This window comes from Herbaspirillum hiltneri N3 (genome assembly GCF_001267925.1).
Taxonomy (GTDB): Bacteria; Pseudomonadota; Gammaproteobacteria; order Burkholderiales; family Burkholderiaceae_D; genus Herbaspirillum; species Herbaspirillum hiltneri.
Window position 1 is genome coordinate 2,548,620 of the sequence record NZ_CP011409.1, and the last position, 21,062, is coordinate 2,569,681.

A 21,062-nucleotide genomic window follows, 5' to 3' on the forward strand; every position below is an offset into this window, starting at 1 on the left:
GCGAGCTGCGAATTTCGGTGCTGATGCGCCGTTTTTCAAAGGCCGGACAGCTTGACAAGCCCAAGGGGGAACACTACCCTGAACGGCTTGTCATACAAGGGCTTTAGCGGGCTTCAGCGCTGCTGATGCAAAGCGATCCAGACAAAGAATAACAAGACGGTAATGGTGGACCAGGCGTACTTTTGCTGCTGTACGGATATATTCAGGAAGCAATTGAACATCTTGTTCCGCCGACTCTCAGGAATCCACGAAGACCAGTTATGACCAGTTTTATCGAACTGAACACAGTTGATGTCCGCCGCGCCGCCCGTCAGGGCATGGCCGCAGCGGTAGCAGCAGCTGCGACTCTCTCAACCACCGCAGTGAAGGCCGGCGCCGGCAATGCCGCAGTGCGCCTCGCTTCCAAGAAAAATTCCAGGGTGCATTCGGCATGACAGACCTCCAGACCAGCCTGATCGTCATCGGCGGCGTGATCGTCGTGGGCGTGATTTCCTACAATAAATGGCAGGAGCACAAGACGCGCAAGACCGTCGAACGTGCGTTTGCGTCCGATCACGACGATGTGCTGATGAACGCCGACAGTGCGGCGCAGCCGCTTTCCACGCCCAGGAGCGCGCCGGCCGCCGCCGTGCCGCCGTCGTTCCAGGCTGCACCTGCTCCTGTGCAATCGGCGCCCGCTGCGAAGTCGCCGCTGTCGATGTACGACGACGATGACCGCGTCGAGCCCGAGCTTTACCAGATGCCCGAGCGCCGTCCGCAAGTGCCGGCGCCCGCGCAGCAGCCGATTACGCCGCCGGTTACCGAAGCCGATCTGGACACGCCGGTCGAGCCCTACCTGTCGATCGATACACCGCTGGACAGCCATGACGACTATCTGGCTGATCCGATGAATGTGGACAATCTCAACTCCGACCTGAGTCATGTCGAAGCCACACTCAACGACACCGAGATGTTTGCCGGCGAGCAAGTGGCGCAGGCGCCGGCGGCGCCGCAGCGCGAATTGCCGGTCGACGAACTGGTCGACTGCATCATCCCGATTGCGCTGGAAGTCGCCGTGCGCGGCGAGAAGCTGTTGCCGGGCGTGCAGAACCTGCGCCATGTCGGCAACAAGACCGTGAATTTCGTCGGCCGCACGACGGAAGGCGAATGGGAGCCGATCGGCCACGGCAGTTCCTACAATGCCTTGCTGGCCGGCGTGCAGCTGGCCAATCGCAACAATGCGCTCAATGAGCTTGAATATTCCGAGCTGATTGTGCGTTTGCGCGAATTCACCGACGCGGTCGGTGCAGAGCCCGAAATCCCCGACATGATCGACGTGATGAAGACGGCGCAAGCGTTGCATCAGTTCATCATGGATCACGACGTCCAGCTGGGCGTCAACGTTCGTTCCAACGGTGCGCCGTGGAACGTCACCACCTTGCTTGCGGCGTTGACCCGCCAGGGTTTCGATCGCCGTACCGACGGTCATCTGGTGATGCAGGACGGCGAAGGCGAAGTGCTGTTCTCGATGTCGACCAACGTCACCGGCGCAGCCGAGACTACCGATCGCCTTACGCTGTTGCTGGATGTTCCGCGCGTCGGTCCGGCTCGTGACGGCTACGGCGCCATGATCGCTTGCGCGCGTTCGCTGGCCATGCGGCTGGGCGGCACCGTGGTCGACGACAGCGACCAGTTGCTGTCGGACGCCGCGCTGAGCGATATCGCCGAGCAGGTCGGCGCGTTCTACAGCGCCATGGAATCTGCAGAAATCCCGGCCGGCTCCAAGCGCGCGATGCGCCTCTTCAGTTAAGCTTGCGCGCTATTCTTTGAGCGCTCCTACCATGCATCCAGATTCACATTCAGCACCCGCGGCGCCAGGCGACTGGCGCGCGCGGGCGGCTTGGCTCAAGGCGGCCTTGGACCGTCACAACCACGCCTACTACGTCCTCGACAATCCCAGCATTCCCGACGCCGAATACGACAAGCTGTTCCACGAGCTGCAGGCGCTGGAAACGGAACATCCCGAACTGGTCACCAGCGATTCGCCCACCCAACGTGTGGGCGGTGCGCCGTTGCCGCAATTCGAGCAGGTGCGTCACGCGATCCCGATGCTGTCGCTGGGCAACGGCTTCGATGATGAAGACATCATCGCGTTCGACAAGCGCGTCAAGGACGGCTTGTCTTCTGAGGCAGACATTGCTTACGCCACCGAACTGAAATTCGACGGTCTCGCCATTAGCCTGCGTTATGAAGACGGCGTGCTGGTCGGCGCCGCCACGCGCGGTGACGGCACTACCGGTGAGAATGTCACGGCCAATATCCGCACCGTACGCGCCATTCCCTTGCGTCTGCATGGCGACAAGGCGCCGCAGGTGCTGGAAGTGCGCGGCGAAGTGCTGATGTACAAAAATGATTTCGCCCGGCTCAACCAGCGCCAGCGCGATGCCGGCCAGAAGGAATTCGCTAACCCGCGCAATGCCGCGGCGGGCAGCCTGCGCCAGCTCGACTCTCGGATCACGGCGCAGCGCACCTTGCGCTTTTTTGCCTACGGCATCGGTGTACTGGAAGGTACGGCCATGCCGGCGTCGCATTCGGCGCTGCTCGACTGGTATTCCGAACTCGGTCTGCCGGTCTGCAAGGAGCGTGCGGTGGTGCAAGGCGCCGATGGCTTGCTGAAGTTCTACCACGGCATCGGCGCCAAGCGCGCCGAGTTGCCTTATGAAATCGATGGCGTGGTCTACAAGGTCGATCGCCTCGATCAGCAACAGCAGCTCGGTTTCGTGTCGCGTGCGCCGCGGTTTGCGCTCGCGCATAAATTCCCGGCGCAGGAAGCGCTGACCGTGGTGCAAGGCATCGAAGTGCAGGTCGGACGTACCGGCGCCATCACGCCGGTGGCGCGGCTGGCGCCGGTATTCGTCGGCGGCGTGACCGTCACGAATGCAACGCTGCATAACGAAGACGAAGTGCGCCGCAAGGACATCCGGATCGGTGACACCGTGATCGTGCGCCGCGCCGGCGACGTGATCCCGGAAGTGGTCACTTACGTACCCGAGTCGCGGCCGGCCGATGCCAGGCTGTTCGACATGCCGAAGACGTGCCCGGTGTGCGGTTCCGAAATCATCCGTCTTGACGATGAGGCGATCGCACGCTGTTCGGGCGGCTGGGTCAAGTGTTCGGCACAGCGCAAGGGCGGCCTGCAGCATTTTGCTTCGCGCCGCGCAATGGACATCGAAGGCCTGGGCGATCAGCTGATCGAACAACTGGTCGACAAGAACGTCATCACCACGGCGGCGGACTTGTATCGGCTTGGCTTGACTGCGCTGGCCGAGCTCGACCGCATGGCCGAGAAGTCGGCGCAGAATGTGCTCGATGCACTGGAAAAATCCAAGTCGACCACGCTGGCGCGTTTCATCTACAGTCTCGGCATCCGCCACGTCGGCGAAGCCACCGCAAAGGAGCTGGCGCGCCATTTCGGCAACATGGATGCGGTGCTGGCGGCGAACGAGGAACAGTTGCTGGAGGTGGCCGACGTCGGTCCGGTGGTGGCGCGTTCCATCGTCAGCTTTTTTTCCGATAGTCTGAATGTCGAACTGGTGAATCAGTTGCGCGCAGCCGGCATCCATTGGAGCGAAGGCGCAGGCATCGAGATCCAGGCCAAGACGCTGGCCGGCAAGACGTTTGTCCTGACCGGCACCTTGCCGACGCTGACGCGCGACGAGGCGGCACACATGATCGAAGCTGCCGGCGGCAAGGTCAGCGGTTCAGTGTCGAAGAAAACCGGCTATGTGGTGGCCGGCGCCGATGCCGGCAGCAAACTGGCGAAAGCCGAAGAGTTGGGCATCGCCATCCTCGACGAGGACGGCCTGCAGGCATTGATCAAAACCGGCCCTCAGGATGCTCCGGAAACGGCAGCCGCAGAATAATCGGCGATACTGGACGATAATGGCGCCATGCATCATGGGCCAGGCGTCCGGCGCCACGTGAATACACTCAATATGTTATCGGGAGTTGCAATGAGCAAGAGAATCAAGAAAGCCGTATTTCCTGTCGCCGGCCTGGGCAGCCGCTTCCTGCCGGCTACTAAGGCGCAGCCGAAGGAGATGTTGCCCATCGTCGACAAGCCGCTGATCCATTACGCAGTGGAAGAAGCGGTCGCGGCGGGCATCACCGAGATGGTGTTCATCACCGGCCGCAACAAGCGCGCCATCGAAGACCATTTCGACAAGGCCTATGAACTGGAAGCCGAACTTGAAGCCGCCGGCAAGCAGCAATTGCTGGATATTGTCCAGAACGTGATTCCCAAGAACGTCACCTGCATCTTCATTCGCCAATCCGCTCCGCTGGGTCTGGGGCACGCGGTACTGTGCGCACGTCCGGTGGTCGGCGACGAGCCTTTCGCGGTGCTGCTGGCGGACGATTTCATGGACGTCGGTCCCGGCCAGAAGCCGGTCATGGCGCAGATGACCGAAGTTTACGAACGCGAGGGCCTGAGCCTGCTGGCGGTGCAGGACGTACCACGCAGTGATACCAAGCAATACGGCATCGTCAGCGCCACTGCGTACCAGACCAATCTGGAACGCGTCAACGGCATCGTCGAAAAACCGGCTCCGGATGTGGCGCCGTCGACGCTGGCAGTGGTCGGCCGCTACGTGCTCAACAACCGTATTTTCGAGTACCTCGAAACCATCGGCAAGGGTGCCGGAGGCGAGATCCAGCTGACCGACGGCATCGCGGCGCTGATGCACGCACAAACCGTGCTGGCGTATCGCTACGAAGGCCAGCGCTACGATTGCGGTTCCAAGCTGGGCTATCTCAAGGCGACGGTCGCGATGGGCATGAAGCATGCGGAGACCGGCCCCGCATTTACCGAGTACCTGAAACAGCTCGGCGTCAATTCCTGAAGCAGAGCAGGGCGAGAGGACCGATATGGCGATTCGTGAAATTCTGAAAATGGGCGATCCGCGCCTGCTGCGCCAGGCCGAGCCGGTGCAGCAATTCGGCACGCCCGAGATGGACGTGCTGATTGCCGACATGTTCGAGACCATGCGTGCAGTCAACGGTGCGGGCCTGGCGGCGCCGCAAATCGGCGTCAACCTGCAATTGGTGATTTTCGGTTTCAAGAAGAACCAGCGCTATCCGGATGCGCCCGAAGTACCAGAGACGGTACTGATCAATCCGACCCTGACGCCGCTGAGCGACGAGCAGGACGAGGGTTGGGAAGGTTGTTTGTCGGTGCCGGGTCTGCGCGGCGTGGTGCCGCGCTGGAGCCGCTTGCGTTACGAAGGCGTGGACGAGAAGGGCAATCGCATTGACCGCACTGTCGATGGTTTCCATGCGCGCGTTGTGCAGCACGAGTGCGATCATCTTATCGGTGTGCTGTATCCGATGCGGATCAAGGACTTTACGCGCTTCGGCTTCACCGAAATCCTGTTTCCCGAACTGGACCCGAACGACGACGATTGAGTTGCTCAAGCAATCGGTCAAGTCGGATCATTGTCTTCGACCCAAAGAAAATCGCGTATGAAGCCTGACTTCATACGCGATTTTTCATTGCAGGTTACAGCAAGCGTGCAAGACGCAATTCAGCCTTAGCCTTCCGCCACGCGCTTGCCGATATGCGCCAGCGCTTCTTCGATCTGGTCGATCAGGATCAGGCACAGTTCGCCTTCCTTGAGCGAAGCCAGCGCCGTATCGATGGCCAGGAACTCGCCGTAGACTTCCTTGGTGACGGTCGTGCGGCGTGCGTTGGCCAGGCCCTGCCGCAGCAGCGCCAGCACTTCGCCGTCGGCGCGACCGCGCTGGCATTGATCCTGATACAGCACGACTTCGTCGAAGGCATCGCCGAGGATTTCGGTTTGCTGGCGGATGTCGATGTCGCGACGATCTCCGGCGCCGCTGATCACTACCGAGCGACGCTTGGCGGGAATGCTTTCGATGGCCTTGACCAGCGCATTGATGGCGTCCGGATTGTGGCCGTAGTCGGCGATCACGGTGGCGCCGCGATAATCGAACATGTTGAAGCGGCCCGGTGCGGTGCCGACGTCGCTGATGAAGGTGCGCAAGCCTGCGCGCACGATATTCCAGTCAAGACTCAGGGCCCATGCTGCGCCGACCGACGCCATGGTGTTCTCCACCTGGAAGCCGATGCCGCCGTTGCGGGTCAACGGAATGTCTTTGAGTGCGAGGCGAACTTCCTGCTCGCCTTGTGCCGCCACGATGTCGTCGCCATCGCGGAAGACCACACGGTGGCCCTGCGCGCGATGCGTCGCCATGATCGGATGGGTCGGGTCGAGTGCGAAGAAGATCACTGCACCGGGGCAGGATGGCGCCATGCTCGATACCATCGCGTCGGCGGCATTGAGCACTGCGTAGCCGGTCGATGCGACGTTTTCGACGATCACGCGCTTGACCACGGCCAGGTCTTCGACCGTGCTGATGTAGCTGAGGCCGAGATGGTCGCCCATGCCGATGTTGGTGACGACGGCAACGTTGCAGCGGTCGAAACCCAGGCCTTCGCGCAATACGCCGCCACGCGCGGTTTCCAGCACGGCAGCGTCGACGTCGGGATGGAACAGCACGTTGCGGGCGCTGCGCGGACCGCTGCAGTCGCCGGTGTCGGTGCGCTGATTGTCGATGTAGACGCCGTCGGTATTGGTCATGCCGACGCGCAGGCCCTTTTGCGCCAGCAGGTGCGTGATCAGGCGCACGGTGGTGGTTTTGCCATTGGTGCCGGCCACTGCGACGACCGGGATGCGGGCATCGTCGCCGTCGGCGAACATGGTCGAGATGATGGCGTCGCCGACCGCGCGGCCCTTGCCGTAGGACGGCGAAAGATGCATGCGCAGGCCGGGTGCGGCGTTGACTTCGACAATGCCGCCTTCCTGTTCTTCCAGCGGAGCGTGTACGGTGTTGCAGACGATGTCGACGCCGCAGATGTCGAGGCCGACCATTTGCGCTGCGGCGACTGCGCGCGCAGCCAGTTCCGGATGGACGTCGTCGGTCACGTCGGTGGCGGTGCCGCCGGTGGACAGGTTGGCATTGTTGCGCAGGACGATGCGCGCGCCTTGTGGCGGGATCGACTCGGCGTCGTAATTCTGTTTGGACAGCGTGGCCAATGCAATGTCGTCAAAACGGATCTTGGTCAGCGAGGTGGCGTGACCGTCGCCGCGCAGCGGATCGCTGTTGACCGTGTCGACCAGTTGACGGATGGTGTGCACGCCGTCGCCGATGACTTGCGGCGGGTCGCGGCGGGCGGCGGCGACCAGGGTCTTGCCGATCACCAGCAGGCGGTAGTCGTGGCCGGGCAGGTAGCGTTCGACGATGATTTCGTCGCTGATTTTGACTGCGGCGTTGAAGGCGGCGACGATTTGTTCATGGCTGCTGATGTTGACGGCGACGCCTTTGCCCTGATTGCCGTCACGCGGCTTGATGACCACCGGCGCAGCGATTTCCTGTGCGGCGGCCCAGGCATCCTCGACGGTCTCCACCACGCGCCCGTTCGGCACCGGCACGCCGGCGGCGTTGAGCAGCATCTTGGTCAGTTCCTTGTCCTGCGCGATCGATTCGGCGATGGCGCTGGTGTTGCTGGTCTCGGCGGCCTGGATGCGTTTCTGGCGGCTGCCCCAGCCGAACTGCACCATGCTGCCGTCGGTCAGGCGACGGAACGGGATGCCGCGTTTGACCGCGGCAGCGACGATGGCGCCGGTGCTGGGGCCGAGACGCACGTCTTCATCCAGTTCACGCAGGCGCGCCAGTGCGTCGGCCAGGTCGAACGGCTTGTCGTCGACGGCGGCGTTGCACAGCTTCTGCGCCAGTTCGAAGGCGAGGCGGCCGACGGCTTCTTCGCTGTATTCCACGATGACCTGATAGACGCCGGCTTCGACGGTGGGGACGGTGCGGCTGAAGGTCACCGGGCAACCGGCTTGCGACTGCAGGCCCAGCGCGGCGGCTTGCAACGCGTGCGCCATGGAGACGGCCTTGACTTCACCGGCCGGTTGCAGGAAGCCGATGTGCGGGAAGCGCGCGCGCAGGCGCACTTCAAATCCCGGCATGCCTTCGATGGCGCGCTCGACCTCGGGGCACGAGACGATGGCTTCGATCGCAGTGTGCCTGCTCCAGAGGTTAGGGCCGCGCAGTACGCGAATACGTGAAACGTCCATCAACGAGTCTTCCTGAATGTGTCTGTTTTAAGTTTCTTGACCGGGACCAGAGCCCGGCCTTGCTTTGGGGTGCTGTGAAATGATCCGCGTCAGATCCGCTTCAGGCCGTCTGCGCCTTGCGCTTCTTGCCTTGCTCTTCGGCCTGTTCGGTGCCGAACAATTCGATGCCCGCGCGGATCAGGTCGGCTGTGATGCCAAGCGCCCAGGTCGCGGCGACTGCGGCCAGCACGTTCTCGATCTGGAAGCCGACGGCGCCGCCGCCGGTAATCGGGATCGCGGTCACGGTGCTGACGCGGACTTCCTTGTCGCCGGTCGCCTGGATGACGTCGCCGTTGCGCACAAAGACGCCGCGCTTGCCTTGTTTCAAGTGTTCGGTCATGACCGGCGCCTGACTGTCGACGGCGAAGAAAATCACTTCTCCGTCGCACAGGCCGGCCATGTCGGCGACCAGCGGATCTTCGGCGTTGAGTACGGCGACGCCGTCCGGCAGCACGACGTCGACCTGGGTGCGCTTGACCTTGGTGGCCAGTTGCTCGGCATTGTCGATGTCGTACTCGGGCAGGCTGTCGGCCGGATCGATGTTGGTGACCACGCCGACCTGGCAGCGGTCGTAGGCGAGGCCTTCAGAGAGAATCGAAACGCTGCCGTTTTCAAACACGGCGGCTTCGACGGCGCGGTTGAGCAACACACGGTGTGCGGCGCCCCAATTGGCGCGATTGCCTTTTTCGACCAGGCGCTGGCCGAGGTAAAGGCCGTCGCCGCAAGCCAAGCCGACATGCTTGCCGCTGAGGTCGATGATGCGCGCGACCAGGCGGGCGATGGTGGTCTTGCCGTGGGTGCCGGTGATGCCGACGATGGGAATGCGGCCGGTGTCTTCCGGCTTGAACAGGTGTTCGACGATAGCCTGGCCGACCGGACGCGGCGTGCCTTCGGACGGTTTCAGGTGCATCAGCAAGCCGGGACCGGCATTGACTTCAACGATGGCGCCGCGCTGTTCGTCGAGCGGACGCGAAATGTCTTCGGCCACCAGATCGACGCCGGCGATGTCGAGGCCGACCACGCGCGCCGCCAGCGCTGCCGTCGCGGCGACGCTGGGGTGGACCTGATCGGTGACGTCGATGGCAACGTTGCCATTGCGCAGCAGCAGAACTTTTTTTCCGTTTGGCGGCACCGAGTCCGCAGTCAGGCCCTGGCGTTCCAGTTCGAGACGGGCGGCCGGTTCGCGGTCAAGGATAACCGGGTTCAGCGGGTGCTCTTCCAGATCGCCGCGGCGCGGGTCCTGATTGACTACGTCAATCAGTTGCGAAATGGTGGACTTGCCGTCGCCGACGACGAAGATCGGTTCCCCGCGCGCAGCCGCGGCCAGCTTGCCGCCGACGATCAGCAGGCGATGCTCGTTGCCGCGGATGAAGCGCTCGACCAGCACGCTGCTGCCTTCTTCCAGCGCAGCCTTATAGGCGGTTTCAACTTCGGCTTGCGTGTTCAGATCGATGAAGACGCCGCGGCCGTGGTTGGCGTCGGACGGCTTGACGACCACCGGCAGGCCGATGTCTTCGGCGGCTTCCCAGGCATCGGCCGGGCTGTCGACGATGCGGCCTTCGGGAATGGCGACGCCGCAGGATTGCAGCAATGTCTTGGTCAGGTCCTTGTCGCGCGAAATGCTTTCGGCGATGGCGCTGGTCTGGTCGGTTTCTGCGGTCCAGATGCGGCGCTGCTTGCAGCCGTGGCCGAGTTGCACCAGATTCCCTTCCGACAGGCGGATCGACGGGATGCGGCGCTCATCGGCGGCGTCCACGATGCAGGCGGTGCTGGGGCCGAGACACAGCGAGTCGACCATGTCGCGCAGTTTTTCGACGGTCGCCTCGACGTCGAAAGGCTTGTCTTCGATCGCGGCCATGACGAGGTCGCGACCGGCGTAGAGGGCGGCGCGGGTGACTTGTTCGTGGCGGGCGCGGACGACGACTTTATAGACGCCGCGCACTGAGGTTTCGCGCGCCTTGCCGAAACCGCCGGGCAGACCGGCCAGGTTTTGCAGCTCAAGCGTGACGTGTTCCATGATGTGGCCGGGCCAGGTGCCTTCTTTCAGGCGCTGCAGGAAACCGCCGCGCTCGCCGTAGCTGCATCGGTGTTCGACCAGCGACGGCAGCCAGCTGGTCAAGCGTTCATTGAAGCCGGGAATGATATTCGACGGAAAGTCTTCCAGTTCTCCGATGTCGATCCAGACCTCCAGCGCAGGGCGATAGGTCCAGATATTGGGGCCGTGCAACGGGAGGATACGGAGAAATTCTATATTTTTCATGAGTAAGCAGTTGTGCCGCTAAGCGTTGTGCGTTCTGTCGATCCAAGCATGAATAACGCATTAAGCGCCGATTGGTTTACTTCACATCAACAAAATGCGAGCGCTACCATCGGCCTGCGAATGTTTTTGCAGGATTTTCTTGTTCTTCGTCCCATATTTGTCCCAGCCCCTTCCCATAAGTTGCCGGAATACACAATATGTAACGATATTGTCTCAGACTGTTTGCCGTCTTGCATGCAAAAAGATCAGGGAATCGTCAGGATTTGCCGTCAAACCGGCGCTTGTTTGTCATCGCAAGGGGAGGGCTGCGCGTTGTCGGTGTGGCAAACCCTTGCGATATAATATGCGCGGCATAGATTGTCGGCAAAAAGTTGCCAGCAAAACCATTCCTCACTGTCCGCACAGGACAAACATGCCGTTCAGATGAATAGAGAATCCCTCATCCCAAGCTCCTCCAATTTGCCCGCGCCGTGGCGCGCGGAAGCGCAAGCCCAGCTGGCGCCCGACGAAAAGATCGTTACCTGGCTCGAACTCGATTTAGACACCGCGCTGAAATTCAGCAGCGGGCTGATCGTCGCGACCGACCGCCGCTTGCTCGCCAAAAACAGCGAGAACCAGGGCTGGAGCACCTGGGAATACCGTGCCGGCCTGGCATTGAAGCACCATGACCACGCCGGTGTCGGCAGCCTGGAGTTGCAGGATGGGCAATCGCGGCTGGCTTTCTGGCGTTACACGCTGGCGCAAAATCCGCAGGCGCTGCGCCTGATCAACCAGTTCGACCAGCAGCGTGACGCCCAGGCGTCCGGCCAGGCGGCGGTGGAAGAAGCACTCGACGTGTGTCCGCAGTGTAAGGCGCCGATCCCGCAGGGCCAGGAAGCCTGCGCCATCTGTCCGGAAGCCAAGGAGGCACCGCCATCGACCTGGGCGCTGTTCCGCCTGACGCGCTTCGCCAAACCTTACAAGGGTTCCTTGCTGCTGGGTTTCCTGCTGACGCTGGCATCGACCGCTGCCACGCTGGTGCCGCCGTACATGACGATGCCGTTGATGGACAACGTGCTGATTCCGTTCCAGAACGGTGCGCCGCTGGATTCTCGTCTGGCCGGCCTGTACCTGAGCGGTTTGCTGGGTTCGGCCATGGTGGCCTGGATACTCGGCTGGGCCCGCACCTACATCCTCGCGCTGGTGAGCGAGCGCATCGGCGCCGACCTGCGCACATCGACCTATGAACATCTGCTGCGGCTGTCGCAGGAATACTTCGGCGGCAAGCGCACCGGCGATCTGATGGCGCGCATCGGTTCGGAGACCGACCGCATCTGCGTGTTCCTGTCGCTGCATTTGCTGGATTTCATCATCGACGTCTTGATGATCATCATGACGGCCGTGATCCTGATTTCGATCAATCCGTGGCTGGCGCTGGTGACTTTGCTGCCGTTGCCGTTCATCGCCTGGATGATCCACGTGGTGCGCGATCGCCTGCGCCATGGCTTTGAAAAGATTGACCGCATCTGGTCGGAAGTGACCAACGTGCTGGCCGATACCATCCCCGGCATCCGCGTGGTCAAGGCCTTCGCCCAGGAAAAGCGTGAAGCGGCCCGCTTCAAGGAAGCCAATCGCCATAACCTGGTGGTCAACGATCGCGTCAACAAGATCTGGTCGCTGTTCACGCCGACCGTGACCATGCTGACCGAAATCGGCCTGCTGGTGGTATGGGTCTTCGGCATCTGGCAGGTGTCGCACAACCAGATCACGGTCGGTGTGCTGACGGCGTTCCTGGCCTACATCAGCCGTTTCTACACGCGCCTGGATTCAATGAGCCGCATCGTGTCGGTGACGCAAAAGGCCGCCGCCGGCGCCAAGCGGATCTTCGACATCCTCGACCACGTGTCGAGCGTGCCGGAGCCGGCCAATCCGGTGCACATCGAAAAAGTGAAGGGCGCCATCGAGCTGCGCAATGTCGGTTTCCGCTACGGCAATCGCTCGGTCATGCGCGGCGTCGATCTGTCGATCGCACCGGGCGAAATGATCGGCCTGGTCGGCCACAGCGGTTCCGGCAAGAGCACCATGGTCAATCTGATCTGCCGTTTCTACGACGTCTCGGAAGGTTCGATCCGCATTGACGGCGTTGATATCCGTTCGCTGCCGATCTCCGAATATCGGCGCAACATCGGCCTGGTCTTGCAGGAACCCTTCCTTTTCTTCGGCACGATTGCCGAGAACATCGCTTACGGCAAGCCCGAGGCCACGCGCGCCGAGATTATCGCCGCGGCCCGTGCCGCGCATGCGCATGAATTCATCCTGCGTCTGCCGCAAGGCTACGATTCGCTGGTGGGCGAGCGCGGACAGGCGCTGTCGGGCGGCGAGCGCCAGCGTATTTCGATTGCGCGCGCGCTGCTGATCGATCCGCGTTTCCTGATCCTCGACGAAGCGACGTCCTCGGTCGACACGACTACCGAAAAGGAAATCCAGAAGGCGCTCGACAATCTTGTGCAAGGCCGCACTACCATTGCGATTGCCCATCGTCTGTCGACCTTGCGCAAAGCCGATCGTCTTGTCGTTCTTGACCGGGGCCAGGTGGTCGAAGTCGGTCCGCACGAAGAATTGATGGCCAAGCAGGGCGCCTACTACCGCCTGTATCAGGCGCAGGCGCGTAATCCCGAAGCCGAGGTGTCGGGCAGCGAAGAGAAGGATGACGAATGATGACCACGCACAACGGCGCCGCCGCCCACAATTTCACCCTGCGCCGCAACAGTTTCGGCCGCCTGGTCTTCGTCGACGCGGAAGGCGTCGCGCATGAAGGCGCGATTCCCGTGCGTGCTTTTCCGATCGGTGCGCCTGATGAAGGCATCGCCCTGGTCAGCGCGGAGGGGCATGAACTGGCCTGGATCGACCAATGGTCGGACATCTCCGTGGAACTTCGCAGCATCATCGAAGAAGAACTGGCCGCGCGCGAATTCATGCCGCAGATCAGCCGCATCGTCGGCGTCTCCAGCTTCGCCACGCCAAGCATCTGGGAAGTGGAAACCAATCGGGGCAATACCTCGTTCACGCTCAAGGGCGAAGAAGATATCCGCCGTCTGCCCAACTCGGCATTGCTGATCGCCGACAGCCACGGCATCCAGTTCCTGATCCGGGATACCAAGGCACTGGACAAGCACGGGCGCAAGATTCTGGATCGCTTCCTGTAAATCCGGCACGCAACAAAAAACGGCTGCTTCCGTATCGGTTGCAGCCGTTTTTTTATGTGCGCGTGTTCGTCAGAATTGCTCGTCAGGACGCAGGTAACGCCATTCCCCCGTAGGCAAATCGCCGAGCTTGACGCCGCCGATGCGCACGCGCTTGAGGCCGACGACTTTCAGGCCGACCAGCTCGCACATGCGGCGGATCTGACGCTTCTTGCCTTCATTGAGGATGAAGCTGAGCTGATCGTCGTTTTGCCAGCGCACCTTTGCCGGTTTGAGCGCCTTGCCGTCCAGCGACAGGCCGTGATTGAGGCGTTTGAGGTCGCTGTCGGGCAGCTTGCCCGGCTTGGTGTATTGCACGCGCACCAGGTATTCCTTGTCGACGCTGCTGTCTTCGCCGATCAGTTGCTTGGCGATGCGACCGTCCTGCGTCAGCACCAGCAAGCCGACCGAGTCGATGTCCAGGCGACCGGCCGGCACCAGGCTGCGCAACTGCGTCGGATGGAATTGCGTGTCGACGTGGTCTTCCTTCCAGCGCGTGGCGGACTCCACCAGGGCTACCGCAGGTTTGTATCCGTCTTCGGCCTGGCCGCTGACGAAGCCCATCGGCTTGTTGATCAGGATGGTGACGCGCTTGGATTGTTCCGCAGCAGCCTGGCGCTCGACGCTCACGCGCTGGTGCGGCAACACTTTGCTGCCGAGCACCGAGACCACCTGTCCGTCGACGCGGACCCAGCCTTTTTCTATCCATTCGTCGGCCTCCCGGCGCGAACAGAGGCCGAGTTCGGACATGCGTTTGGACAGGCGTACGGGTTCAGTCATGATGGATAAGCAGGGTAAAAATCTGGTTAAGTAAAAGTAGAAAAAAAGCAGAAAAAAGCAGGAAAAAAAGCGCGCAAGGTCACAATGTCAGATACGCAGCGCCTTGAGCAAATCGGTTTCCAGCATGATCTGGTTGCGCGGATGGTTGAGCGCCGCACCGTCGACCAGGAACACGTCTTCGACCCGTTCCCCGAGCGTCATCACCTTGGCCGTGTGCAAGTTGATCTTGTACTTGGCGAGGATGTTGGAAATCGTGTAGAGCAGGCCGTTGCGATCGTTGGCGGACACCGACAGCAGGTAATACTGGCCGCGTTCATCGGGACGCAGGTCGACCGACGGATTGATCGGGAAGGTGCGCGACAGGCGCGACAAGCGACCCTTCGCCGGTGCCGGCAGCGGGCTGTCGGATTGCAGCAGGTGCGCCAGTTCATGCTCGATCAGGTTGATGATGTCGCGGTAATTCTTGGCGAACACCGGCGCGCTGATGAGGAAGGCATCGAGCGCGTAATTGGTCTTGGTGGTGTGGATCTTGGCGTCCAGAATGCTGAAATTCTTTTCGTCGAAATAGCTGCAGATGCGCGCGAACAGATCGGGCTGGTCAGGCGTGTATACCGCGACCTGCACGCCTTCGCCGATCGGCGCCAGGCGGCATTTGACGAGCGGCACCTTGCTGTCCATCTTGTCGTAGAACGAGCGCGTCTGCCAGGCGATGTCGGACGCGTCGAGGCGCAGGAAATAGGCGACATCGAGCTGGCGCCAGAAGTTTTCATGGGCGTCTGCCGGCAGGCCGTACAGGCGCAGCGTCTTGATCGCTTCCTGCTGTGTGTTCTTGAGCTCGCGGTCGGCGGAGGGCGCTTCGCCGCCCAGCACGCGCAAGGTCATGCGGTACAGGTCTTCCAGCAGCTTGCCTTTCCAGGCGTTCCAGACCTTCGGGCTGGTGCCGCGGATATCGGCCACGGTCAGCAAGTACAAGGCGGTCAGGTGGCGTTCGTCCTTGACCGAGTCGGCGAATTGCTGGATCACGTCAGGGTCCGACAAGTCCTGTTTTTGCGCAACTTGCGACATGGTCAGGTGGTGCTCGACCAGGAACACCACGAGTTCGGTGTTCGCTTCCGAAATGCCGTGCTGCACACAGAATTGACGCGCATCGGCCATGCCCAGTTTGGAGTGGTCGCCGCCACGGCCTTTGGCGATGTCATGGAACAGCGCAGCCACGTACAAGATCCATGGCTGTGCGAAGTTGGCCATCAACTGGCTGCAGAACGGGTATTCGTGCGCGTGTTCGCTCATCGTGAAGCGGCGCACGTTGCGCACCACCATCAGGATGTGCTGGTCGACCGTGTAGACGTGGAACAGGTCGTGCTGCATCTGGCCGACGATACGGCGGAAGTTGGGCAGGTAACGGCCCAGCACGCTGGTCTGGTTCATCCGGCGCAGCGCGTGCATGATGCCGCGCTTGCCCTGCAGGATCTGCATGAACAGCGCATGGTTGGCCGGATCGGCGCGGAAGGCGTTGTCGATCTTGAAGCGAGCATGCCACAGCGCGCGCATGGTGCGCGCCGACATGTCCTTGAGTTCCTGGTGCTGGGCCAGCACCAGGAAGACTTCCAGCATGGCCGACGGCGTGTCTTCGAAGACGTTGTCGTGGGCGATGTCGAGGAAGCCGTTGAGTTCGTTGAAGCGCTCGTTGATCTTTTGCGGGATGACGTCCTGCGGGAACAGTTGCGCTTCGATGTTTTGCAGCAGGATGGTATTGAGCTGCGTGACCGCCTTGGCGGCCCAGTAATAGCGCTGCATCAGGTATTCGCTGGCGCGGCGCGTGTCGGTGCTCTTGAAGCCGAAACTCTCGGCGATCGGCGTCTGGATATCAAACACCAGCCTGTCTTCGCGGCGGTTGGTGTAGATGTGCAGGCGTATCCGGATGTCCTTGAAGGCGCGTTCCTTCTGCGTCAGCTGGCGCGCTTCGGTTGCGGTCAGCAGGCCGCGCTGGGCCAGCTTGCTCCAGGAGTCACCCAGGCCTGCCGCCTTGGCCACCCACAGGATCACCTGCAGGTCGCGCAGGCCGCCCGGGCTTTCCTTGCAGTTCGGTTCCAGGCTGTAGGGCGTGTCTTCGTATTTGACGTGGCGCTGGCGCAGTTCCAGGGTTTTCGCCAGAAAGAAGGCGCGCGGATCCATGGCCGCCTGGCACTTCACCTGCAGCAGCTGGAACAAGGTCTTGTTGCCGGTCACCAGGCGCGCTTCCAGCAGGCTGGTCTGCACCGTGATGTCGGCGGCCGATTCGCTCATGCATTCGTCGATGGTGCGGATGCTGTGGCCGATCTCAAGGCCGATGTCCCAGAATAGCTGCACCAGCGATTCCAGCTTTTCCTGCATGGCCTTGCCGGGCGTTTCGTCGAGCAGGATCAGGACGTCGACGTCGGAATGCGGAAACAGTTCGCCACGTCCGTAGCCGCCGACCGCGACCAGGGCGATGTCGCGCGGCAAGTCGCATTTTTCCCAGGCTTCGGTGAGTGCAGCGTCGACATTGCGGCGCAGTTGCGTCAACAGGTGGTCGGTCTTGCCGTCAGCCTGGAAGGCTTCAATCGCTTCCTGGCGCTTTGCTTTGAGTTGCTTTTTTAAGGTGACGGCAAGGGAGGGCATAGAAATCCGGTCGATGGATCAGGCAGGGAGGCGGATCAGGCGAGGGCAGGGGCCGCTTGCAGGATGAAGGCCGGTGGCGCGGGCATGCCGGGCGATACCGTCAGTACTTCGAATCCGGTCTCGGTCACCAGCACGGTGTGTTCCCATTGCGCCGACAGGCTGCGATCCTTGGTCTTGATAGTCCAGCCGTCGCCCATCTCGCGGATTTCGCGGCGGCCGGCGTTGATCATCGGTTCTACCGTGAAGATCATCCCGGCTTCGAGTTTCTCCAGTGTGCCGGGGCGGCCGTAATGCAGCACTTGCGGTTCTTCGTGGAAAACCTTGCCGATGCCGTGGCCGCAGAACTCGCGCACCACGCTGTAGCCGGCTTTTTCCGCATGCTGCTGGATCACGTGGCCGATGTCGCCCAGATGTGCTCCGGCCTTGATCTTGGAAATGCCGAGCCACATGCACTCGTAGGTGATTTCGGTCAGGCGGCGCGCCAGGATCGATGGTTCGCCGATGAAGAACATGCGGCTGGTGTCGCCGTGGTAACCGTTCTTGATCACGGTGATGTCGATGTTCAGGACGTCGCCGTTCTTCATGACCTTGTCACCGGGAATGCCGTGGCAAATGATGTCGTTGAGCGACGTGCAGATCGCCTTCGGGTACGGCGTATAGCCTGGCGGACAGTAGTTCAGCGGCGCCGGAATGGTGTCCTGCACATTGGTCATGTACTCGTGGCACAGGCGGTCAAGTTCGCCGGTGGTGGTGCCAGCCTTGACGAAGGGCGCAATGTAATCGAGCACTTCGGCGGCCAGTTTGCCGGCCACGCGCATGCCTTCGATGTCTTCGGCGGTTTTGATGGAGATGGAGCCCATAAAGTTTGTCGCAATTCGCTAAAAATCGTTAAGTGGAGATTATAGACGAGGGCAGGCGGTTCTGTCGGCGCGGATTGGCCGCGCGGCGCGGGCAAAAGCTAATGAAAACAATGCTTTCGGCGCTTGAATGGATTCTCCGGATGAGGTAGAATGCTCGGCTAACTTGAGTCACTCAGGTTGGAAAGCGAGTTTTTGCAGCAATTTCGGCTGTTTGCGCCGTTTGATGCAGGTGGTTGATGCAGATCTTGCTTTGGTGAAATAAGTAGTGAAATAAATAAGTTGTTGTTAATTTTGAATCGCGAATCCGTTCGCAAAGGGTGTCCGGGCAACAGTTGATCTGTCCTCCCGGATGGCCGAATGGATTCCAGACCTAACCCTGGAGAAATTTATGTCCGTAACTATGCGCGAAATGCTGGAAGCAGGTGTCCACTTCGGTCACCAAACACGCTTCTGGAACCCAAAGATGGCCCCGTTTATCTTCGGTCATCGCAACAAGATTCATATCGTCAACCTGGAAAAGACCCTGGGCATGTATCAGGAAGCGCTGAAGTACGTGCGCCAACTGTCGTCCAACCGCGGCACTATCCTGTTTGTCGGCACCAAGCGTCAAGCACGCGACACCATCGCAGCTGAAGCACAACGCGCAGGCGTTCCTTACGTCGACCAACGTTGGTTGGGCGGCATGCTGACCAACTTCAAGACCATCAAGACATCGATCAAGCGTCTGAAGGACATGGAAGCCGCCATCGCCGACGGTTCCAACGAAAAGCTGAGCAAGAAGGAAGCACTGCTGTTCAGCCGCGAACAAGAAAAGCTGCAAAAGGCAATCGGCGGCATCAAGGATATGGGCGGCATTCCTGACGCCATCTTCGTGATCGACGTCGGCTACCACAAGGGCGCCATCACCGAAGCCGCCAAGCTGGGCATCCCGGTCATCGGCGTGGTCGATACCAACCACTCCCCGGAAGGCGTGACTTACATCATTCCAGGTAACGACGATTCCGCCAAGGCAATCGCTCTGTACGCTCGCGGTGTTGCTGACGCGATCCTGGAAGGCCGTGCCAATGCAGTGAACGAAGTTGTCGAAGCCGTCAAAAACGGCGGCGACGAATTCGTCGAAGTGAACGAACAGGCTTAATTTGCCTGCAGCGCCCGTGGAGACTCATCTGCGGGCGAAAAGAAAAGGGGTAACAGCGAGAGTTAGCGCAGTTCGCCCCTTTTTTTTGAGTAAATTGATCGAATTCCCGATGTGACGTCCCGATGACGGCATGTCAACTTAGTTAGGAGAAACATATGGCGGCAATTACCGCAGCACTGGTAGGCGAACTGCGCGCGAAGACCGACGCGCCGATGATGGAATGCAAGAAGGCACTGACCGAAGCCGAAGGCGACATGGTCCGCGCTGAAGAAATCCTGCGCGTAAAACTGGGCAGCAAGGCATCCAAGGCTTCTTCCCGCATCACTTCGGAAGGCGTTGTCGCAACGTATATCGCCGGCGGCGTCGGCGCCCTGGTGGAAATCAACTGCGAAACCGACTTCGTCACCAAGAACGATGAATTTATCGCTCTGGCAAACGCTGTTGCCAAAGTGATCGCAGAAAAGAATCCTGCCGATCTGGCCGCATTGGCTGCACTGCCACTGGGCGACAAGACAGTTGAAGAAACACGTACCGAGCTGATCGGTCGCATCGGCGAAAACATGTCGATCCGTCGCTTCCAACGCTTCGAGACAACCGGCAAGCTGGTGTCTTACCTGCACGGCACACGCATCGGTGTGGTCGTCGAGTTCGACGGCGCCGACGAGCAAGTCGGCAAGGACGTCGCCATGCACATCGCCGCGATGAAGCCGGTTGCGCTGTCGTCGGATCAGGTGCCTGCAGATCTGATCGAAAAAGAGCGTTCGGTTGCTTCCCTGAAGGCTGCCGAATCTGGCAAGCCGGCCGATATCGTCGCCAAGATGGTGGACGGCTCGGTGCAGAAGTACCTGAAGGAAGTATCGCTGTTCAACCAGTCGTTCGTGAAGAACGACAAGCAAACCGTTGAACAAATGCTCAAGGCGGCGAATACCTCCGTCAAGTCGTTCAGCATGTTCGTGGTTGGTGAAGGCATCGAGAAGAAACAGGATGACTTCGCAGCCGAGGTGGCAGCCCAGGTTGCTGCCGCCAAGCAAGCGCAGTAAGCAACAAGGAAGCGGGCCGAGAGGCCCGTTTTTTTAAGCCTGTCGGAACTTTCGACTGGTTTCAGGGACTTTGGATAAGATTTGTCAGGTCGATGGCCAGGCATTTCAACATGTAACCAAATCCCGGCAGCAGAGTACGGCAGCATACAATGGCGTCCTTTCCTTACAGCAGCAAGAGGCAAGGCGCACGGAATTACAAGTCAATCGGATAGCAAACGGAGCCCAGCACATGACGACACCAGCTTACAAGCGCGTACTCCTCAAACTTTCCGGCGAAGCCCTCATGGGCGACGATGCCTACGGCATCAACCGCGCCACCATCGAGCGCATGGTCGCCGACGTGGCGGAAGTAACCCAATTGGGCGTCGAACTGGCGATCGTGATCGGCGGCGGCAATATCTTCCGCGGCGTCGCACCTGGAGCGCAGGGCATGGACCGCGCCACGGCCGATTACATGGGCATGCTGGCAACGGTCATGAACTCGCTCGCGCTGGCCGACGCCATGCGCCAGGCCGGCCTCACGGCACGCGTCATGTCCGCAATCGCCATCGAACAGGTGGTCGAGCCTTACGTTCGCCCCAAGGCGCTGCAATACCTCGAAGAAGGCAAGGTCGTGGTGTTCGCCGCCGGCACAGGCAACCCATTCTTCACCACCGATACCGCAGCGGCGTTGCGCGGCTCGGAAATCGGCGCCCAGATCGTGCTGAAGGCCACCAAGGTCGACGGCGTCTACACCGCCGATCCCAAGAAGGATCCGGCTGCCACACGCTACAGCACCATCACCTTCGACGAAGCGATTTCCAAGCACCTGCAGGTCATGGACGCCACCGCATTCGCGTTGTGCCGCGACCAGAAACTGCCGATCAAGGTGTTTTCCATCGTCAAGCCCGGTGCGCTCAAGCGCGTAGTCCTGGGCGAGGATGAAGGCACGCTGGTCCACGTATAA

15 protein-coding genes are annotated in these 21,062 nt (G+C 61.0%); 10 read left to right on the top strand and 5 right to left on the bottom strand.

Annotated features, from left to right (window positions below; genetic code table 11):
* The first annotated feature begins 260 nt into the window (after positions 1-260).
* From F506_RS23410 to def, 5 genes are all read left to right on the top strand, one after another.
* On the top strand, positions 261-434 hold the full coding sequence (locus tag F506_RS23410; protein WP_158443129.1) for a hypothetical protein: 174 nt from the start codon (positions 261-263) through the stop codon (positions 432-434).
* On the top strand, positions 431-1,789 hold the full coding sequence (locus tag F506_RS11605) for a cell division protein ZipA C-terminal FtsZ-binding domain-containing protein (RefSeq protein WP_053197607.1): 1,359 nt from the start codon (positions 431-433) through the stop codon (positions 1,787-1,789). The genes F506_RS23410 and F506_RS11605 overlap by 4 nt, the downstream gene beginning before the upstream one ends.
* Before the next feature lie 31 nt (positions 1,790-1,820).
* A complete protein-coding gene (ligA, locus tag F506_RS11610; RefSeq protein ID WP_053197609.1) occupies positions 1,821-3,902 on the top strand; it encodes an NAD-dependent DNA ligase LigA in 2,082 nt (693 codons plus the stop codon).
* 90 nt (positions 3,903-3,992) lie between these two features.
* The gene (gene galU, locus F506_RS11615) at positions 3,993-4,880 is read left to right on the top strand and encodes a UTP--glucose-1-phosphate uridylyltransferase GalU (protein ID WP_053197612.1); all 888 of its coding nucleotides are present in this window, start codon (positions 3,993-3,995) and stop codon (positions 4,878-4,880) included.
* A gap of 25 nt (positions 4,881-4,905) precedes the next feature.
* The gene (gene def / locus F506_RS11620; protein ID WP_053197614.1) at positions 4,906-5,442 is read left to right on the top strand and encodes a peptide deformylase; all 537 of its coding nucleotides are present in this window, start codon (positions 4,906-4,908) and stop codon (positions 5,440-5,442) included.
* A gap of 125 nt (positions 5,443-5,567) precedes the next feature.
* Here the strand turns inward: def and cphA are convergent, their stop codons facing one another.
* Positions 5,568-8,138 carry a cyanophycin synthetase gene (gene cphA, locus F506_RS11625; RefSeq protein WP_053197616.1) on the bottom strand — a complete coding sequence of 857 codons (2,571 nt, stop codon included), beginning with the start codon at positions 8,136-8,138 and terminating at the stop codon, positions 5,568-5,570.
* A 100-nt stretch (positions 8,139-8,238) separates the two neighbouring features.
* Entirely contained in the window at positions 8,239-10,437 is a 2,199-nt protein-coding gene (locus F506_RS11630; RefSeq protein ID WP_053197618.1) for a cyanophycin synthetase, read from the bottom strand.
* A gap of 423 nt (positions 10,438-10,860) precedes the next feature.
* On the opposite strand from F506_RS11630, the gene F506_RS11635 reads away from it, so the two are divergent.
* Positions 10,861-13,134 carry a cyanophycin metabolism-associated ABC transporter gene (locus F506_RS11635; RefSeq protein ID WP_053197620.1) on the top strand — a complete coding sequence of 758 codons (2,274 nt, stop codon included), beginning with the start codon at positions 10,861-10,863 and terminating at the stop codon, positions 13,132-13,134.
* A complete protein-coding gene (locus tag F506_RS11640; RefSeq protein ID WP_053197621.1) occupies positions 13,131-13,622 on the top strand; it encodes a cyanophycin metabolism-associated DUF1854 family protein in 492 nt (163 codons plus the stop codon). The genes F506_RS11635 and F506_RS11640 overlap by 4 nt, the downstream gene beginning before the upstream one ends.
* A 69-nt stretch (positions 13,623-13,691) precedes the next feature.
* Here F506_RS11640 and F506_RS11645 read toward each other — a convergent pair whose 3' ends face one another.
* The 3 genes from F506_RS11645 to map all read right to left on the bottom strand — a co-directional run bounded on the left by F506_RS11645 (position 13,692) and on the right by map (position 17,938).
* Positions 13,692-14,438 carry a pseudouridine synthase gene (locus F506_RS11645; RefSeq protein WP_053197623.1) on the bottom strand — a complete coding sequence of 249 codons (747 nt, stop codon included), beginning with the start codon at positions 14,436-14,438 and terminating at the stop codon, positions 13,692-13,694.
* 87 nt (positions 14,439-14,525) lie between these two features.
* Complete coding sequence (locus F506_RS11650) at positions 14,526-17,078, bottom strand: [protein-PII] uridylyltransferase (protein ID WP_053197625.1); 2,553 nt, start codon at positions 17,076-17,078, stop codon at positions 14,526-14,528.
* Between the two features lie 35 nt (positions 17,079-17,113).
* Positions 17,114-17,938 (bottom strand): type I methionyl aminopeptidase, encoded by an 825-nt coding sequence (gene map / locus F506_RS11655; protein ID WP_053197627.1) that lies wholly within the window; start codon positions 17,936-17,938, stop codon positions 17,114-17,116.
* A 388-nt stretch (positions 17,939-18,326) separates the two neighbouring features.
* Here map and rpsB point away from each other — a divergent pair, with 388 nt between their 5' ends.
* The 3 genes from rpsB (at position 18,327) to pyrH (ending at position 21,062) form a co-directional block, all read left to right on the top strand.
* Positions 18,327-19,076: a 30S ribosomal protein S2 gene (rpsB, locus tag F506_RS11660; RefSeq protein WP_053197629.1), complete on the top strand. Its 750-nt coding sequence runs from the start codon at positions 18,327-18,329 to the stop codon at positions 19,074-19,076.
* A gap of 155 nt (positions 19,077-19,231) precedes the next feature.
* Positions 19,232-20,116: a translation elongation factor Ts gene (gene tsf / locus F506_RS11665; protein WP_053197630.1), complete on the top strand. Its 885-nt coding sequence runs from the start codon at positions 19,232-19,234 to the stop codon at positions 20,114-20,116.
* Between the two features lie 229 nt (positions 20,117-20,345).
* Positions 20,346-21,062: a UMP kinase gene (gene pyrH, locus F506_RS11670; protein ID WP_053197633.1), complete on the top strand. Its 717-nt coding sequence runs from the start codon at positions 20,346-20,348 to the stop codon at positions 21,060-21,062.

Excerpts from the sequence above, each read along its gene's own strand:
- F506_RS23410 (WP_158443129.1), top strand. The coding sequence starts at position 261 with ATGACCAGTTTTATCGAACTGAACACAGTTGATGTCCGCCGCGCCGCC.
- F506_RS11605 (WP_053197607.1), top strand. The coding sequence starts at position 431 with ATGACAGACCTCCAGACCAGCCTGATCGTCATCGGCGGCGTGATCGTC.
- ligA (WP_053197609.1), top strand. The coding sequence starts at position 1,821 with ATGCATCCAGATTCACATTCAGCACCCGCGGCGCCAGGCGACTGGCGC.
- galU (WP_053197612.1), top strand. The coding sequence starts at position 3,993 with ATGAGCAAGAGAATCAAGAAAGCCGTATTTCCTGTCGCCGGCCTGGGC.
- def (WP_053197614.1), top strand. The coding sequence starts at position 4,906 with ATGGCGATTCGTGAAATTCTGAAAATGGGCGATCCGCGCCTGCTGCGC.
- cphA (WP_053197616.1), bottom strand. The coding sequence starts at position 8,138 with ATGGACGTTTCACGTATTCGCGTACTGCGCGGCCCTAACCTCTGGAGC.
- F506_RS11630 (WP_053197618.1), bottom strand. The coding sequence starts at position 10,437 with ATGAAAAATATAGAATTTCTCCGTATCCTCCCGTTGCACGGCCCCAAT.
- F506_RS11635 (WP_053197620.1), top strand. The coding sequence starts at position 10,861 with ATGAATAGAGAATCCCTCATCCCAAGCTCCTCCAATTTGCCCGCGCCG.
- F506_RS11640 (WP_053197621.1), top strand. The coding sequence starts at position 13,131 with ATGATGACCACGCACAACGGCGCCGCCGCCCACAATTTCACCCTGCGC.
- F506_RS11645 (WP_053197623.1), bottom strand. The coding sequence starts at position 14,438 with ATGACTGAACCCGTACGCCTGTCCAAACGCATGTCCGAACTCGGCCTC.
- F506_RS11650 (WP_053197625.1), bottom strand. The coding sequence starts at position 17,078 with ATGCCCTCCCTTGCCGTCACCTTAAAAAAGCAACTCAAAGCAAAGCGC.
- map (WP_053197627.1), bottom strand. The coding sequence starts at position 17,938 with ATGGGCTCCATCTCCATCAAAACCGCCGAAGACATCGAAGGCATGCGC.
- rpsB (WP_053197629.1), top strand. The coding sequence starts at position 18,327 with ATGTCCGTAACTATGCGCGAAATGCTGGAAGCAGGTGTCCACTTCGGT.
- tsf (WP_053197630.1), top strand. The coding sequence starts at position 19,232 with ATGGCGGCAATTACCGCAGCACTGGTAGGCGAACTGCGCGCGAAGACC.
- pyrH (WP_053197633.1), top strand. The coding sequence starts at position 20,346 with ATGACGACACCAGCTTACAAGCGCGTACTCCTCAAACTTTCCGGCGAA.